Origin of the sequence: Termitidicoccus mucosus, assembly GCF_038725785.1 — a bacterium.
Classification (GTDB): domain Bacteria; phylum Verrucomicrobiota; class Verrucomicrobiia; order Opitutales; family Opitutaceae; genus Termitidicoccus; species Termitidicoccus mucosus.
On sequence record NZ_CP109796.1, the window covers coordinates 1413900 to 1430669 of the forward strand.

The following is a 16770-nucleotide window of genomic DNA, read 5'->3' on the forward strand; positions in this document are numbered from 1 at the left end:
CAATGGCCAAAAGGTCAGAACAACCTATACAGCTCGACCTCTTCGAGCACCTCACCCATGAGCGAACTTCTGAATTACGGACTGATGGCGGAGCGCCACTGGCGGGAGCATTGTCCGCGCCGGGTGCGGGAATTGGAGCGGAAGGGTCTGTTGCGAACAGCGCTCCTGGAAGCACAGGAACGGACGCTGGACGAAATGGAAACGCTGGTGCGCGACCTGCGGAAGCAGGGGCTGACGCCGCAGCAGGCGCACGATCAGGCATGGGAAATGGTGCGCGAGAAATACCTCCTCCTCCCGACGGAGTCGCCGGAGTAACGCCGCGCAACCAGAACAACTACCGCATCACCACCGCCGACCGGCTCGGCGAGGGCGGGCTGAAGACCAAGTTCGAGCAGAACGTCGCGGCCATCGAATTGCTCCGCGCCATCGAGGCGAACGGCCGCGTCGCCACGCCGGAGCAAAAGGCCGCGCTGGTCAAATACACCGGCTGGGGCGGACTGCCTCAGGTATTCGCCGGGGAGGACGAGGCCCCGAAATGGAAAACGGAGCAGGCCCGCCTGAAGGAATTGCTGCTGCCGGATGAATACAAACAGGCGCGCGCCACGGTGCTCAACGCCCACTATACAGCAGGCACGGTCATTGAAGCCATGTATGCGGCGGTCACGCGGCTGGGTTTCAACGGTGGCCGTGTCCTCGAGCCCGCCTGCGGCCTGGGGCATTTTTTCGGACTCATGCCGGACGAAATGCGCGGGCGCTCGACCCTCACTGGCATCGAAATCGACCCGATCACCGCGCGGCTGGCGCGGATGCTCTACCCCGGTGCCGAAATCCATAATCAGCCGTTCGAGGAGGCCACGCTCGCGACCAACAGCTTCGACCTCGCCATCTCCAATGTGCCCTTCGGCGACTACGCGCCCTTCGACATGAAGCTCAACGCGCGGAAGTTTCATATCCACGACTACTTTTTTCTGGCGGCGGCGGAGCGGGTGCGGCCCGGCGGCTTGATCGCGTTCATCACCTCGCGCTTCACGCTCGACAAACAGTATCCGCATTTCCGGGAGACGCTGGCGAAGACTTGCGATCTGGTCGGCGCAATCCGGCTGCCGCACACGGCTTTTAAGAAGAACGCCAACACCGAAGTCACGACGGACATCTTCTTTCTGCGCAAGCGGGCACCGGGCGAAAAGCCTGGTGGGCCCGCGTGGCTCGAAAGCCGGCCGCTGGGTCAGGCGACAGAGGGAAACGCCATTTTCCTCAATGAGTATTACCACGTGAACCCCGCCATGTTGCTCGGGAAAATAGAGCAGGTGAAACACGGCATGTACGGACGAGAAGAGTCAAGGTTGGCCGACGATGGGCGCGATCTGGCCGAGGCGTTGGCGGGCGCGGTGGCGAAGCTGCCGGCCGGTATCTACCAACCGTTGACCGAAGCCCAGCTTGCGGCGGTGCGGCAGGTGATTCCGGCCCCGCCGGGTGTAAAACCCAACGCCTACACGCTCACCGAGCACGGCGGCGGCGGCATCGCGGTCCGCGAGGGTGACGAGCTGCGTTTGCTCACCGATCTGTCACCACAGACCGCGCGTCGCATCCGCCGGCTCATCTACGTCCGCGACGCCGTGCGCGAGTGCCTGCAGACGCAGGTCGAAAACCATCCCGAAGAAGCGGTGTTGGCCGCCCGGTTTCGGCTCAACCAGGACTACGATTATTTCGTAAACCAGTTCGGACCGATCTCCGCATCGGTCAATGTACGGGCCTTCGCGGGTGACCCGGATTTGCCACTCCTGCTCTCGTTGGAAAACTACAACGAGAATACTAACACGGCCACGAAGACGGCGATCTTCCACGAGCGCACGATTCAAGCGCGCCAGCCGGTCATAAGCGTGAACGCCGCCAACGAGGCGTTGGTTGTCACACTCAATGAGAAGGGCCGGGTGGATTTGGAGCACATCGGAAAACTGCTCGGAAAATCTGAGAAGGAGTTTTTGCCGGAGCTTCAGGGCGCCATCTATTTCAATCCCGTCAGCAAACGTTGGGAGACCGACGACGAATACCTCTCGGGCAACGTCCGGGAAAAGCTCGCGGTCGCTGAACGACTGGCGAAGGAAGACGTCAGCTATCGTTTGCACGTCGAGGCGTTGCAGGCCGTCCAGCCGGCAGACCTGAAGGCCACGGAAATTGACGCGCGGCTGGGCGCGGCGTGGATTCCCGCGGTGGATGTCGAGGCGTTCACGAAGGAACTGCTGCGCGTCCCAGACCATGGCAAACACGACGTCACGATCCGCCACGTGCCGCACCTCGCTTTGTGGACGGTCGAGGTCAGCCACTACGCCAAGACCGGCGTGGCCAACCGGAGCGAATGGGGCACGAACCGCGTTTCCGCCCATGAACTGCTCGAAGCGGCGCTCAATCTTCGCACGCCGACCGTCTATGATTACGACGAGAACAAGAACGCCATCGTCAATCCGACGGCGACCGAAGCCGCACGGGAGAAACAGCAGAAAATCAAAGATCAGTTTGCCGAGTGGATCTGGCGGGACGACAGCCGGCGGGAACGCCTGCTCGCCTTCTACAACAAGGAATTCAACAACCTTCGGCTCCGCACCTTCAGCGGCGACCACCTGACGCTGCCGGGCGCGAGCCCGACCATCACCCTGCGAACACACCAGAAGGCCGGCGTGTGGCGGATCATCCAATCGCCGAATACGCTGCTCGCGCATGTCGTCGGCGCCGGCAAGACCTACACGATGGCGGCGGCGGGCATGGAATTGAAGCGCCTCGGGCTCGCCCGCAAACCGCTCTACGCCGTGCCCAATCACATGCTCGGTCAGTTCTCGTCGGAACTGCTCACGCTCTATCCAGAAGCCAACATCCTCGCGGCGGGCAAGGACGATTTCGCCAGCGCGCGGCGTCGGGAACTCATGTCCCGGATTGCGACGAACAATTGGGATGCAGTCATTGTCACACACTCCGGTTTCGAGCGCTTACCGATGTCCGTAAAGGCACAACGGGACTTTCTCGACGAACAGCTCGTGGAACTGGAGACCTCCATCCGCGAGCAGAAATCCGAGAAGTCGGACACCCGGATCGTCAAGGAACTGGAGCGGGCCAAAAAACGCCTCGAATTCAAAATCAAGAATCTCGCGGCCGAGCACCGGAAGGATGACACGCTCACCTTTGAGGAATTGGGCGTGGATCGGCTGTTCGTGGACGAGGCTCAGGCGTTCAAGAATCTTTTCTACACCACAAAAATGACCCGCGTGGCCGGGCTGCCGCAAACGGCGAGCGAACGCGCCTTCGACATGTTCCTCAAAGTGCTGCATGTGCAGCGGTTGAACGACGGCGGCGGCGTGGTCTTCGCTACCGGCACGCCGATCTCGAATTCGATGGCGGAGATGTTTACGATGCAGCGCTACCTCCAGATGCATACGTTGCGCGAGCGGCGGCTGGAGCATTTCGATTCGTGGAGCGGCACGCACGGCGAGACCGTCACTGCGATGGAGCTGGCCCCGGATGGGGCGGGGTATCGCCTCAACACGAGATTCGCGCGTTTCGTAAATGTCCCGGAGCTCATGCAGGTCTTCCGGCAGGTGGCTGATGTCCAGACGGCGGACATGCTCCAGTTGCCGACGCCGTCCCTCGAAGGAGGCAAGCCGCGCATCGTGAATGCGCCGTGCTCGCCGGAGTTGAAGGCATTCGTGACGACGCTCGCCAAGCGGGCCGAGAAGTTGAAAGGCGGGGCAGTCGATCCACGGGATGACAACATGCTCAAAATTACCGGCGAAGGTCGGAAGGCGGCGCTCGATCTGCGGCTGGTGCGGTCGCGTGCGCCAGACCATGCGGACAGCAAGGTCAACCAGGCTGTCCGGAAAATATTCGCCATTTGGAAGGAGACCCGTGAGCAACGACTGACCCAGATGATATTCTGCGACCTTTCGACGCCGAAGGTGGATGGTCGTGGCTTCTCGGTTTACAATGACGTGAAGATAAAGCTAGTCGCGCTCGGCGTCCCGGCGGCGGAAATCCAGTTCATTCAGGATCACGACTCCGATGCGGCCAAGGTGTCGCTTTTCAAGGACGTGCGGGCGGGCAAGGTCCGCGTCCTCATGGGTTCCACGACCAAGATGGGGGCGGGCACGAACGTGCAGGCGAAGCTCGTGGCGCTCCATCATTTGGATGCGCCGTGGCGGCCGGCCGACATCGAGCAACGCGAGGGCCGGATCAAACGGCAGGGCAACGAAAACAAGACGGTGCGGATTTTTCGTTATGTCACCGAAGGCAGCTTCGACGCCTACATGTGGCAGGTGCTGGAAACCAAGGCCAAGTTCATCGCCCAGGTGATGACCGGCCAGTCCACGGCCCGGCGCATCGAGGACCTGGACTCGCCCGCGCTCACGTATGCCGAGGTCAAGGCCATCGCCAGCGGCAACCCGATGGTGATCGAGAAAGCGAAGGTGGATGCCGAGGTGATGAAGCTCGCGCGGTTGCGGGCGGAACACAGCGAGTCGCAATTCGGCAATCGGCGGCGCGTCCTGATGATGCAGGAGGACACCGCGCGAATCGAGCGGCGCATTGCCGCAATGGAGCACGACCTGAAGGTCAGGAAGGACACCCAGGGCGACAAGTTCGTCATGGTCTTGGATGGCAAAAAATACACCGACCGAACCAAGGCTGGCACCGCGCTGGTGTATCTCGTCGAAGACCATAAGACCGACCACCTGCTCGGTCGCACTGCGCCGGCGGTGTTGGGCGAATTGGCGGGATTCAAAGTCGAATTCCGCTCAACCCTGGCGGATAAACTCACGTTGCGAGGACAAACCGAATACTCGGCAAACGTCTCCGCCTCGCCCGTCGGCATCATCACGTCGCTGGAGCACGCCATCCGCTCCATCGAGGAAAGCTTGGCCCGCTCCCGCGCGGATTTGGAGCGCACGCGGCAGGATATGGCCAGCCTGTCGTCGCTCTCCGGTGGGGTGTGGGAACATGAGGAGCACTACCGAGAACTGCTCAAACGGCAGGCCGAACTCGTGGAGGCTCTGGACATCACCAAGAACCAAGCTTCGGCCCAACTGGACACCACCGAGAACGAGACGGAAATGCCGGTGGAAAAAATCGAAATGGAAGAGACAATTACGGCCGCGGTTCCGGTCGCCGTATAACGCTCAAAACGGAAAATCCATGCCACCGTTGACCCTGCACGATTACAGAACGATGCCGTATCCAGAACGCTGCCAGCGCATCGGCGAATTGCTCGGGTTGGCGGTGGTAAGATATTTTCGCCAGCAGCGGATCGCCGTTCCAGCTCGCCCAGCGGAGCCAGCAAAAATACTGCAGCCAGAGTTTTGGAAATCAGTGAGCTAATTGCCTTCGTACCCAATGAACGCCGTGCGGCCAAACTTCACTTTGGAGGCATCCAACTCCTTCCGGCCATCGACTGAAAACGCTTCCGTCATGCCGCTCCGAAAGGACGTGGGAAACAACTGCACGGCCGCCAAGACCAAGGCGACTGCCGAGTGGCAGAATGAGCTCTGGAAGCGCTGGCCTCGTGAGGAATGCTGGCCGGCGAAAATGGACGTTTACGAAGCAGCGGCCTACCTGCGTGTCAGCCCTTACACCATCCGGCGCGCCGTGACCGTGGCGCGAGATGGGAAAGCACGCCTCGCACACCAACGACTCGGGGCACTCTATCGCATCCGCAAAATCGATCTCGATGCGTATGGCGCGGTGCCCGGCCGGGAATTCCACGCCTGACTCGCTTTCTTTTGAGTCGCCGCCTGGATGCGAATAATGCCTTTGAGCACCTTGGTCGGTCGGATTGGGGCTGCCACCGGGGCAGGCATGATTCTGAAATACTCCTGCCCCTGCTCCGGCGTCACGCCGAGACCCCGATAAGAATTGTGCAGCGTGTAAGCCGATCCTCGATGACGCATGATGAGAGCCGTCTTGGCCGCGCTCTGATGCTTGGCGACGTGATAGGTGCAGAACGTGCGGCGACGGGCATTCCAAGGCCATTTTTTCAACGCCGCTCTCGATTCGGGAAGTCGTAGCAGATATTTGATGGGAAGCAGTGCGAGTTCGTCGGCATTACTCCGGTCCTCGATGGATGCGAGCACACGAAGACGGTCCCAACGCCGGTCATAATTCTTCGGACGCAAACGACCTTCCGAGGGAGCATAGGCGGCCCACCACGCCCAAAAGTTCTCTTCAAGACCGTCGATCACTTCGCGCTTCTCGGTCTTTGCCACGTTGGCGGGAATAACGACCTCCTTGGTCTGCGGATAGACAAAGCCTGCCTCGAAATCCGCCATCTCGTCATCCGCACGAACGCCGGCAACGAGCTGCACGACTTCATGGGCGACCAGGTCCGGATCGTAGCGTTCGGCAGCGCGAATGTAGCGGACGACATAATCAAGCCGCAGGAACTCGATCTCCTTTTTCGTCTCCTTCGGCAGCATCCGCTTTTTGATGCCGGCCGCGGGATTGACGGGGATTTCGTGCTCTTCCTGCACGAGCCAATTGAAGAACTCGCAGATGGCGGTCTTGTGGTTGCGCTTGGTGCGGGACTCGACGTCCGGCATTTCCTTCACGTAGGTGAGGATTTCCTGGCGGGTAACGGTGTCCGCGTAGCGTTCGCCAAACCCGGCCTTGATGAAGGCTCCGCCGCGCGATTTGAGGTCGCTGTAATGCCGGCCTTCGCCGTGGCGGAGTTTTACGTCGGCCAGGAACGACAGGAAGAGTTCCGCCAACTTGCGTTTGGGCTTGTCCGGATGATGGAGGCGCCAGAACTTGGCGACCTCGATCAGCGGGACGCCACCGACGAGTTTCAGCGCGCCCTCGTAGTCCTCGGCCGCCTTGCGGTCGAAAAGGAACTGACCGGAGCCGGTCTTCTCATGCTGCTCGCGGATGCTCGGTTTGTCCGCTTCCGCCTTGGCTTTCGATTCGTAGTAGGGTCGGTGCCGTTGCAGCCTGACCTTGCCGGCAGCGTCGAGAACAGAAGTGCCGTCCGGCTTCAGCTTAGGGGTGGAATAGCGGAGATACCAGCAAGCCGGTTGCCCGTTCGCTCTCTTCGCGCGATCAAGGAAGGGACCGGTGATTTCCATGCCTCGTTAGACCCGTTTCAGAGGGAAAAGTTGGAGAATTTTAGTGGCTCTTTGGTGGCTCCAAAATTCGCAAATCGCGCAAAACCGGGCCAAGTCCTGCCTAATTCCGCTGAAGTCGGAAATTCTATAACTTGCTATCCACCAAAGCAAAACGCCGAACTTCTGAGAGTTCGGCGTTTTTAAACTGGCGGGATGGACGGGACTCGAACCCGCGACCTTCTGCGTGACAGGCAGACGCTCTAACCAGCTGAGCTACCACCCCGGAAATCGGGAAAGGACGCGGAACCTAGAATCCGCATCACTCATGTCAAGCGTGGTTTTCCAATTTTCCATCATGGTTGGACAAATTCCCCATTTCGCGGCCTCCCTCCTGTTCAAATGCATCGAAGTGCCTTCATGTTCCCTAAAGGTGCGCATCGCTACAATGCACGCATTCCTCGCCATGCCAGCATCGTCATCGTCCCATTTCCTTCCGGTCAAAATCCTCGCCGCCATCCTTCCTGCTGTCATTCTCTGCGCCTGCACCAGCAGCCCCACCGCCAAAGAGCAAATCGCCGCCCGGGTCATCGTCCCCCGTCACTGGCTGCAAACAGAGGCCGGCAACGACACCCCGGCTGCCTCCTCTCTCGATGTCACCGCTCTCGCTTCATGGTGGATGCGTTTTAACGATCCCGTCCTCGACCGGCTCATCATCGACGCCCTCGCCAACAGCCCCGACATCCGCACCGCCCTTTCCAAGATCGCCGAGTCACGCGCCCGCCGCGCCGTCGAGAAATCATCGCTCCTCCCCACCCTCTCCGCCGGCGTGACCGGCCGCGAATCCTACAGCCGCGACCACCTCGCCCATACCAGCACCTCCGGCGATTCCTACTCCGCCTCGCTCGACGCCGGCTGGGAAATCGACCTGTTCGGCAGGCAGCGCCTCGCCCTCGACGCCGCCACCGCCGACCTTGCGCAAACCCGGGAGAACTTCCACGCCGCACAAGTCTCCCTCGCCGCCGAGGTCGCCGACGCCTACGTCACGCTCCGTTCCGGCGAAAACCAGCTCGCCGTCCTCGAACGCAACATCGCTTCCCGCACCGAAACCACCCAGCTCACCCTTTGGCGCGAGCAAGCCGGACTCGCCAGTGCCCTCGACACCCAGCAATCCCTCAGCACCCTCGAACAAGCCCGCGCCTCCCTCCCTTCCCTTCGCCAGACCATCGCCGAATCGCGCAACCGCCTCGCCCTCCTCTGCGGCCGCGCACCCGGCGCACTGGACTCTCTCCTCGCCGAAACCCGCCCCGTCCCCGCGCCGCCGACCGCGCTCGCCACCGGCATCCCCGCCGAGACGCTCCGCCAGCGCCCCGACATCCGCGCCGCCGAGCACGCCCTCGAAGCCGCCACCTCGCGCACCGATGCCGCCCGCCGCGAACGCCTGCCCTCCCTCAACCTTGCCGGCTCCATCGGCGTCGAAACCCTCAACGCCGGCGACCTCCTCTCTCCCGACAACACCGTCGCCAGCCTCCTCGGCTCCCTCACCGCTCCCATTTTCCAAGGCGGCCGCATCCGCCAAAACATACTCATCCAGACCGAACTCCAGAAACAGGCGCTCATCGCCTACGAATCGTCCGTCCTCACCGCGCTCAACGAAGTGGAAAACGCCCTCGTCGCCGTGCGCCGCCTGGCCGAGCGCACCGCCATCCTTGACGCCGCCGCGAACGCCGCCACCACCGCCGCCGACCTTGCCGCCCGGCAATACGAGGCCGGCCAGGTCGATCTCCTCACCGTCCTCGACGCCCAGCGCACCCGGCTCGGCATCGAGGAACAGCAAGTCTCCGCCACCGCCAGCCTCACCGCCGCCCACATTCAACTCTATAAAGCCCTCGGCGGCGGCTGGGGCGGCCAGCCGGCGGCCACTCCGTAACCAAGCTTCGAATACAAAAACTCCGTCGCTGTCCTCCCGGCGAACGCCGCGGGGCTGCGCCTCGAAATACCAGAATCTTCCCACGCATCCCTCCTCCTCGCCATGCCCGACCTAGCCACCCTCATCGGCCACACCGACGCCCATGCCAAACGCCGCCGCCTGCCGCGCCTCGCCATCGCCGCCGCGCTCATCCTCGCCGCTATCGCCGCCGCGTTAATCTGGCGCCAGCGCGCCGCCGCCGCGCATGCCGGTCCCGCTTACGTCACCGAACCGCTCCGCCGGGGCGACATCCACTTGGACATCACCGCCACCGGCAACCTCGAACCCACCAACGAGGTCACCGTCGGCAGCGAACTCTCCGGCATCATCCTCGAGGTTTACGTGGACACCAACGATCACGTCACCAAAGGCCAGCCCCTCGCCAAACTCGACACCAGCAAACTCGCCCAGCAAACCGAGGCCGCGCGCGCCACCTTGGCCGCCAACCAGGCCAGAGTCGCCCAGGCCGAGGCCACCCTCCGCGAGGCCCGCGCCACCCTCGCCCGCCAGCAGGAACTCCAGCGCCTCTCCTCCGGCAAACTCCCCTCCCGCGCCGATCTCGACGCCGCCGTCGCCGCCGCCGACCGCGCTGCCGCCGATCTCCTCTCCGCCCAGGCCGCCGTCCTCGAAACCCAGGCCCAGCTCTCCATCAACGAAACCGATCTCGCCAAGGCCGTCATCAAGTCGCCCATCGACGGCATCATCCTCACCCGGGCCATCGAACCCGGCCAGACCGTCGCCGCCTCCTTCACCGCGCCGGAACTCTTCGTCATCGCCGAAAAACTCGAGCACATGAAACTCAACGTCGCCATCGCCGAAGCCGACATCGGCCGGGTCGCCGCCGGCCAGCGCGCCACCTTCGCCGTCGATGCCTGGCCCGGACGCGCCTACACCGCCGCCGTCCTCAAAGTCTCCTACGGCTCCTCCATCACCGACAACGTCGTCACCTACGAGACCGAGCTCGAAGTCGCCAACGACGACCTCACCCTCCGCCCCGGCATGACCGCCACCGCCGACATCCGCGTGGCGGAGTCAAAAAACACCTTCCTTGTCCCCGCCGCCGCCCTCCGTTTCACCCCGCCCTCCGCAAACGCCGCCCCCGTCGCCGTCAGCGCGGATGGAAACAACCAGAAAAAGTCCATCGTGGACAGCCTCATGCCCCGCCCGCCGCGATCCGTCCGACGACCCTCCGCTGATGAGCCCGAGGCCAAGCCCGCCGACACCCACGGCACCGCCACCATCTGGATTCTCCGCGACGCCCGGCCCGAGCCCCTTGCCGTCAGCACCGGACTCAGCGATGGCCGCCGCACCGAAATCCGCTCCGACGCCCTCGCCGAAGGTCTCCCGGTCATCATCAGAACCATGTAGGGGCTTTGTTTGCGAAGCCCGCCGACGCAAGCCGTATCCGACATATAACTACACCGCGCTCCCGCTGCCCGCCGTCCCGGTCCGTTCACCCATGCCTCCTCTCATCGAACTCCGTGCCCTCACCAAAACCTACGGCCAGGGCGACGCCGCCTTCCAGGCCCTGCGCGGCATCGACCTCACCATCCACCGCGGCGAATTCGTCGCCATCATGGGGCACAGCGGCTCCGGGAAATCCACCCTCATGAACACCCTCGGCTGCCTCGACACCCCCACCACCGGCACCTACCGCTACGAAGGCATCCCCGTCGAAACCCTCGACGCCGACCAGCGTTCCCTCCTCCGCCGTCACGCCCTCGGCTTCATCTTCCAAGGCTTCAACCTCCTCGCCCGCACCAGCGCCCTGGAAAACGTCGAACTCCCCCTCCTCTACCGCGGCCTCTCCAAACGCTGTCGCCATGAAAAGGCCCTCGACGCCCTCGCGGCGGTCGGCCTCTCCGCCAAGCTCAAAAACACGCCCGCCGAGCTCTCCGGCGGCCAGCAGCAACGCGTCGCCATCGCCCGCGCCATCGTCACCGAGCCCGGTACCCTCTTTGCCGACGAACCCACCGGCAACCTCGACACCGCCACTACCATCGAGATCATGCAACTCCTTACCCGCCTCAACACCGAGCGCGGCATCACCGTCATCATGGTCACGCACGAGGACGACGTCGCCGCCTGCGCCCGCCGCACCGTCCGCATCACCGACGGCCTCATCGAGTCCGACCTGGTCCGTCCCGCCGCGTAACCAATCATTGGATACAAATCCGCCCCACGCCCGCCATGCTCACGATGCTCCTCAACGCCTTCCAGATCGCCCTCCGCGAAATCCGGCGCAACCTCACCCGCGCCTTCCTCACCGTGCTCGGCATCATCATCGGCGTCGCCGCCGTCATCACCATGGTCACCCTCGGCCAGGGCACCACGCAGGCCGTGAAAAACCAGATTTCCAGCCTCGGCTCGAACCTCCTCATGCTCCGTCCCGGCGCCGGCTTCGGCCCCCGCTCCTCCTCCGCCGGCGTGCCCAACTTCACCGAGGACGACGTCACCGCCATTTCCGAGCAGATCCCCGGCATCGCCGCCATTGCCCCGGTCCGCAACGCCTCGCTCAGCACCATCTACCTCCAGAACGCCCGCAACACCTCCGTCACCGGCACCACCGGCGCCTATTTCCAAATCAACAAATGGACCATCGCGGACGGACGCATCTTCACCGAAACCGAGCAGCAAACCGGCGCCGCCGTCTGCGTCATCGGCAACACCGTGAAACGCGAGCTCTTCGACAACGCCGGCATCCCCGCCTCGCAGATCATCGGCTCCAAAATCCGCCTCGGCAAAGCCTCCTGCGAAGTCATCGGCGTCCTCGCCGCCAAAGGCCAGGTCGGCATGGGCGACCAGGACGACACCATCATCGTCCCCCTCGCCGCCATCCAGCGCCGCCTCCTGGGCCGCACCTCCGCCCGCGACATCTCCATGATCAGCATCTCCGCCGAGGAAAACGCCGACAGCGCCCGCCTCATCTCTGAAATCACCGCCCTCATGCGCCAGCGCCGCAACCTCCAGCGCAATCAGGACAACAACTTCAGTGTCTTCGACACCCGGCAGATTGCCGAGACCCTCAGCAGTTCCACCCGCATGATGACGATGCTCCTCGCCGCCGTCGCCGGCGTCTCGCTCCTCGTCGGCGGCATCGGCATCATGAACATCATGCTCGTGAGCGTGACCGAGCGCACCCGCGAGATCGGCATCCGCCTCGCCATTGGCGCCCGCGCCCGCGAAGTCCTGCTCCAGTTTCTGGTCGAGGCGATCACGCTCTCCAGCATCGGCGGCCTCGTCGGCATCGCCTTCGCCCTCGGCCTCTGCTACGCGCTCGCCGGCCTGATCAACGTCCCCTTCCTCTTCAACCCGCAGATCAACCTCATCGCCTTCGTGTTTTCCGCGGCGGTGGGCATCCTCTTCGGCTACACCCCGGCCCGCCGCGCCGCCGCCCTCGACCCCATCGACGCCTTGCGCCACGAGTGAATCATCCACCACAAAGACACAACGGGCGCAAAGAAAAAGCGACCACGAAAGAAGTCGGGACAGTTTTCTTTGAGTCCTTTGTGTCTTTGTGGTGAATCTTCTCATCCATTCAAAAAATGCGCCTCCTCGTCATCGAAGACGATCCCGCCCTCCTCCGCAGCCTCGCGGCCACGCTGCGCGAGGAAAACTATGCTGTTGACACCGCCTCCGACGGCGAGGAGGGCCTGCGCAAGGCCCGCGAGACCCCTTACGACGCCATCCTCCTCGACGTCATGCTGCCCAAACTCGACGGCTGGCAAATCCTCGCCGCTCTCCGCGCCCCCGAAAAAAGCCCCGCCTCCGGCTCACGCGTTTCCCCGGCTTTTCCCGCCGCCCCCATCCTCATGCTCACCGCCCGCGACACCGTTCCCGACCGCGTGCGCGGCCTCGACCACGGCGCCGACGACTACCTCACCAAACCCTTCGACACCGACGAACTGCTCGCCCGCCTCCGCGCCCTCATCCGCCGCTCCGCCGGACGCACCAGTCCGCTCATCCACCTGAGCGCCGTCACCCTCGACACCGCCGCCCGCCGCGTCACCCTTGGCGGCGCCGGCATTTCCCTGACCGCCCGCGAGTATTCGCTTTTCGAATACCTCGCGCTCCATCGCGGCAAGGTCGTCACCCGCGCCGCGCTCTACGACCACCTCTTCGACGAGGACGACGACACCCTGTCCAATCTCCTCGATGTTCACGTCTCCAACCTGCGCAAGAAACTCGGCCCCGCCCTCATCCAGACCCGCCGCGGCCACGGCTACCTCATCGAATGACACCCGCCGCTTCCTCCCGGCGCGCCACGCAAATCGTAATTCGTAAATCGTAAATCGCCCATCCCCATGCCCCGCCTCACCCACTCCATCCGCTGGCGCGTCCAGGTCTGGCACGGCCTCATCCTCCTCGTGGCGCTCGCCGCGCTCAGTATCGTCGTCAACCGCCTGGCCTGGCAGTCCCAGCTCACTCGCATCGACGCCACCCTCGAACAAGCCGAAAAACACCTCGTCCGCGCCCTATTCTCCTCCATCCCTCGGGAAGACCTCGACCGGCAGACACCGCCCGACATCCTCCTCCGCAAATTCGTCCGCGAAAAACGTTTCGTCATCCCCCCCGAACTCGCCCCCACCTACACCGACACCGCCCCCGGCCATCACTGGTTTGTCTGTACCGACGCCGACGGCTCCATCCTCATAAAAACTCCAAATGCCCCGCCCGGCTACATCCCTCCCCCCGCCGCCGCGTCCGACACTGGCGCCTTCCTCACCCGCGGTCGCCACCGCGAAAGCGCGCACACCCTTCCCGGCGGTATCACCTTCGCCTACGGCCGCGACATCACGCCCGATCTCGACGCCCGCCGCCGTTTTGCCGGGTCGCTCGCCCTCCTCGCCCTCGCCCTATGGGCCACGGGCCTTATCGGTGGCTGGTGGCTCGCCGGCCGCGCCCTCCGTCCCATCCGCGCCATCAGCCGCACCGCCACCCGCATAGCCGCCGGCGACCTCGCCGAGCGTATCGATACATCGGATACAGACAACGAACTCGACCAGCTCGGGCGCGTCCTCAACGAAACCTTCGACCGCCTCGCCGCCGCCCTCGAACGCCAGCGCCGCTTCACCGCCGACGCCTCCCACGAGCTCCGCACCCCGCTCACCATCCTTCTCTCCGAGACGCAACGCGCCCTCAAACGCGACCGCACTCCCGACGACTACCGCGCCATCCTCGCCACCTGCCGCGAAACCGGCCTGCGCATGCGCCGCCTCATCGAGGCGCTCCTTCTCCTTGCCCGTCAGGAAACCGCCAGCCATCTCCCCGCCCGCGTCTCCTGCGACCTCGCCGGCATCCTCCGCGAGACCGCGCGCCAGCTCGCACCGCTCGCCGCCGACCGGGGCATCAACCTCCACCTCGATCTCCGCCCCGCCCCCGTGCGCGCCGATCCCGAGACCCTCGCCATCCTGGCCGCCAACCTCCTTTCCAACGCCATCGACCACCACCGCCCCGACGGCGACCGCAACATCTGGCTCGCCACCGAAACGGCGCCCGATCAATCCGCCGCGCGCGTTGTGGTCCGCGACGACGGCCCCGGCATCCCGCCCGGGGACCTCCCGCACATCTTCGAACGCTTCCACCGCGCCGACAAAGCGAGGACGGCGACGCCAACCCCGCATGCCGGCCTCGGCCTGGCCATCGCCCAGGCCATTGCCCAAAACCATGCCGCCACGCTTGCCGCCCGGAACAACACTCCCCCCCCCGGCGCCACCTTCGAACTGGTGCTGCCCGCCGTCCGCGACAGGGAGAAGCCCGCGTAATCCTGCCCGATTTTTATACCAAGTCCCCGAAGAAATCAGGTTTTTCAAATGGAGGGCCGAGCTCCCGCGAGGCCGTCGCCGAAAACATAGCGCATAACCGCGACGGCCTCGCGGGAGCTCGGCCCTCCAAAAGTCGGATTCAATTCGTGATTGGTATTATTGGAGAGGTTTTCCGCCTGTCTTCACGCCGCCGCCGCCGTTTTCCCGCTCGAAACTGACCGACACCTGCACCCGGGTGATCGTGGTTTTGTCGCCCGCGCGAGGCGCCTCGAAAAGCCAGTGGGCGACCGTCTGCACGGCGGCGTAGCCAAAGGCGGGGTCGCTCGCGGATTTGATGCGCGGCAGCCGCACCTTGCCATCCTTGTCGATCAGAAACTCGACCGTTGCCGTCCCGCTGTCAGTCCCGGGTGCAACCCCGAGCGGAAACACGGGCTTGCGCTGCGAAAGCGCTTTCGGCACGGAATCCAGTTTGCCCGCGCCGGCGATGCGGTCGGACTTTTTCATCTCCATCGAGTAGAGGCCGGTGTCGTCGTAATGAGGGTCGAAATTGAATTCGGTTTTCAGCACTCCGGCGACTGGCTTGCCCTCGAGCGTGGCCGGCTTGAACTCGAAATGCTCCACCGCCGCCCTGCCGCTCTCGCCGAACTCGGGGCGCGTCGCCTCAAGCACCTTCGCCATGACGACGCGGCCTTGCGGATCGATGAGCATCGAGAGGGTCGCGCTGCCGCGGGGGGCTTTGTCGGCATAAAGCGCGTAGGGATAAACCGGATGAATCACCCCGCGCGGCTCGGGCGGCGTGTCGTAGCGCAGCCCCTCCGGCATTTTTGCGATTTGTTTTTTCGAGGGTTGATCGACCTCGTAGAGATCCCGTCCGCCCCCATCCAAGTGGAATATGATCGGCACCTGCATCCGCGTGTTCACCGGCTTCCCGTCTTTTATGCCGGGCTTGAATTTCCACTTGAGCACCGCCTCGATCGCGGCCTCTTCAAATCCCGGATTGTTTGAGCGCACCACCACCGGGTTGGTCACATCGCCTTTTTTATCCACCACAAACGAAATCGTCACCTCGCCGATCAATCCCGATTTTTTCATAGCGCGCGGATAAACCGGAGGATCCCGATGCACAACCGACGGGGGAGTGCCCGTCGACGGAGACTGTACCAAGGCATTCTCGTGGATCAGCAAAACCAACGCCTCAAGCGAGGACGCGACCGGCTGCCCGCCTTTGCGCGCGGGGGCGAACTTCCACCGCGCCAGCGCGGCGTCGATCTCCGCCTTGAACGGCTCCGCATAAGACGACTTTGGGCTCAGCGCATAAGACGAAAGTGAGCCCGATGCATCCAGTTCGATCGCCACTTTTATATACGCGCTTTGCTTTGCCTTCCGCAATTCGGCGGCCCGCTTCTGACTGATGAAAGCTGGCATCACCGCGAGCAACCGAGGTTCCGCGTCTGCCGCCTTGGGCGAAGCGCCTGCGGGGTTAAAAATGATCGCGACCAAAAAGCGCGAAGCGACCGGCTTTCCGTCCGCCTGCGCCGGCTGGCACTGCAGGCCGGAAATCTCTGCATTGATCAGTTCAACCAGCGGCTGCGCGCCGTGCTGGTTGCGTGACAGGCGTTTCCCATTGGCATCGGTGTATTGCGATACGAACGCGTAGGCGTGCTCCGTTTCCTTTTTCATCGCCTCCGGGCACTTCAGCTTCCACGCCTTCTTCAACACCGGCGGCGTGTCCACCTCCGTGTCGGAAGGAAACAGCATCGGCCCGGACACGACGATATCCTGGGCCGGCATGTGCGGCAGGACTGCAAGCAGGGCGGACAACAAATACGCGAAACGCGTCAAGCGAAGGGTTTGCATGTCATTGAACATGAAAACCCCGCAGCCTCCTGTCGAGCAACAAACAACAAACCAAAACCGGGGGACCTGAGATTTGCCGGCCTTGTCCGCGAGGCGGCGTCCGGCA

Annotated in this window: 12 protein-coding genes and 1 tRNA gene; 10 read left to right on the forward strand and 3 right to left on the reverse strand. The window is 63.6% G+C overall.

Annotated elements, in window-relative coordinates; translation table 11 throughout:
* Positions 1–57 precede the first annotated feature (57 nt).
* From OH491_RS04655 to OH491_RS04670, 4 genes are all read left to right on the forward strand, one after another.
* Positions 58–315 carry a hypothetical protein gene (locus OH491_RS04655; RefSeq protein WP_068769112.1) on the forward strand — a complete coding sequence of 86 codons (258 nt, stop codon included), beginning with the start codon at positions 58–60 and terminating at the stop codon, positions 313–315.
* Positions 261–5156: a hypothetical protein gene (locus OH491_RS04660; protein ID WP_068769111.1), complete on the forward strand. Its 4896-nt coding sequence runs from the start codon at positions 261–263 to the stop codon at positions 5154–5156. The genes OH491_RS04655 and OH491_RS04660 overlap by 55 nt, the downstream gene beginning before the upstream one ends.
* A gap of 19 nt (positions 5157–5175) precedes the next feature.
* A complete protein-coding gene (locus OH491_RS04665) occupies positions 5176–5358 on the forward strand; it encodes a hypothetical protein (protein ID WP_342750877.1) in 183 nt (60 codons plus the stop codon).
* 90 nt (positions 5359–5448) lie between these two features.
* Complete coding sequence (locus OH491_RS04670) at positions 5449–5748, forward strand: helix-turn-helix domain-containing protein (protein ID WP_334319087.1); 300 nt, start codon at positions 5449–5451, stop codon at positions 5746–5748.
* Here OH491_RS04670 and OH491_RS04675 read toward each other — a convergent pair.
* A complete protein-coding gene (locus OH491_RS04675) occupies positions 5682–7097 on the reverse strand; it encodes a hypothetical protein (protein ID WP_068769110.1) in 1416 nt (471 codons plus the stop codon). The two genes, OH491_RS04670 and OH491_RS04675, sit on opposite strands and share 67 nt — an antisense overlap.
* A 185-nt stretch (positions 7098–7282) precedes the next feature.
* A tRNA-Asp gene (locus OH491_RS04680) sits at positions 7283–7359 on the reverse strand.
* 180 nt (positions 7360–7539) lie between these two features.
* Here OH491_RS04680 and OH491_RS04685 point away from each other — a divergent pair.
* From OH491_RS04685 to OH491_RS04710, 6 genes are all read left to right on the forward strand, one after another.
* Complete coding sequence (locus OH491_RS04685) at positions 7540–9003, forward strand: efflux transporter outer membrane subunit (RefSeq protein ID WP_068769797.1); 1464 nt, start codon at positions 7540–7542, stop codon at positions 9001–9003.
* 102 nt (positions 9004–9105) lie between these two features.
* Entirely contained in the window at positions 9106–10410 is a 1305-nt protein-coding gene (locus tag OH491_RS04690; RefSeq protein WP_068769109.1) for an efflux RND transporter periplasmic adaptor subunit, read from the forward strand.
* Positions 10411–10501: 91 nt separating this feature from the next.
* Positions 10502–11197: an ABC transporter ATP-binding protein gene (locus tag OH491_RS04695; protein ID WP_068769108.1), complete on the forward strand. Its 696-nt coding sequence runs from the start codon at positions 10502–10504 to the stop codon at positions 11195–11197.
* Positions 11198–11232: 35 nt separating this feature from the next.
* Entirely contained in the window at positions 11233–12471 is a 1239-nt protein-coding gene (locus OH491_RS04700) for an ABC transporter permease (RefSeq protein WP_068769107.1), read from the forward strand.
* Between the two features lie 116 nt (positions 12472–12587).
* Complete coding sequence (locus OH491_RS04705; RefSeq protein WP_068769106.1) at positions 12588–13280, forward strand: response regulator transcription factor; 693 nt, start codon at positions 12588–12590, stop codon at positions 13278–13280.
* A 66-nt stretch (positions 13281–13346) separates the two neighbouring features.
* Positions 13347–14807, forward strand: coding sequence for a sensor histidine kinase (locus OH491_RS04710; protein ID WP_068769105.1), 1461 nt, complete (start codon positions 13347–13349; stop codon positions 14805–14807).
* Positions 14808–14963: 156 nt separating this feature from the next.
* On the opposite strand, the gene OH491_RS04715 is transcribed toward OH491_RS04710, so the two are convergent.
* Positions 14964–16664: a TonB family protein gene (locus OH491_RS04715; protein ID WP_334319086.1), complete on the reverse strand. Its 1701-nt coding sequence runs from the start codon at positions 16662–16664 to the stop codon at positions 14964–14966.
* Positions 16665–16770: the final 106 nt, after the last annotated feature.

Excerpts from the sequence above, each read along its gene's own strand:
- OH491_RS04675 (WP_068769110.1), bottom strand. The coding sequence starts at position 7,097 with ATGGAAATCACCGGTCCCTTCCTTGATCGCGCGAAGAGAGCGAACGGG.
- OH491_RS04715 (WP_334319086.1), bottom strand. The coding sequence starts at position 16,664 with ATGCAAACCCTTCGCTTGACGCGTTTCGCGTATTTGTTGTCCGCCCTG.
- OH491_RS04660 (WP_068769111.1), top strand. The coding sequence starts at position 261 with ATGGGAAATGGTGCGCGAGAAATACCTCCTCCTCCCGACGGAGTCGCC.
- OH491_RS04700 (WP_068769107.1), top strand. The coding sequence starts at position 11,233 with ATGCTCACGATGCTCCTCAACGCCTTCCAGATCGCCCTCCGCGAAATC.
- OH491_RS04710 (WP_068769105.1), top strand. The coding sequence starts at position 13,347 with ATGCCCCGCCTCACCCACTCCATCCGCTGGCGCGTCCAGGTCTGGCAC.
- OH491_RS04665 (WP_342750877.1), top strand. The coding sequence starts at position 5,176 with ATGCCACCGTTGACCCTGCACGATTACAGAACGATGCCGTATCCAGAA.
- OH491_RS04690 (WP_068769109.1), top strand. The coding sequence starts at position 9,106 with ATGCCCGACCTAGCCACCCTCATCGGCCACACCGACGCCCATGCCAAA.
- OH491_RS04670 (WP_334319087.1), top strand. The coding sequence starts at position 5,449 with ATGCCGCTCCGAAAGGACGTGGGAAACAACTGCACGGCCGCCAAGACC.
- OH491_RS04695 (WP_068769108.1), top strand. The coding sequence starts at position 10,502 with ATGCCTCCTCTCATCGAACTCCGTGCCCTCACCAAAACCTACGGCCAG.
- OH491_RS04685 (WP_068769797.1), top strand. The coding sequence starts at position 7,540 with ATGCCAGCATCGTCATCGTCCCATTTCCTTCCGGTCAAAATCCTCGCC.
- OH491_RS04655 (WP_068769112.1), top strand. The coding sequence starts at position 58 with ATGAGCGAACTTCTGAATTACGGACTGATGGCGGAGCGCCACTGGCGG.
- OH491_RS04705 (WP_068769106.1), top strand. The coding sequence starts at position 12,588 with ATGCGCCTCCTCGTCATCGAAGACGATCCCGCCCTCCTCCGCAGCCTC.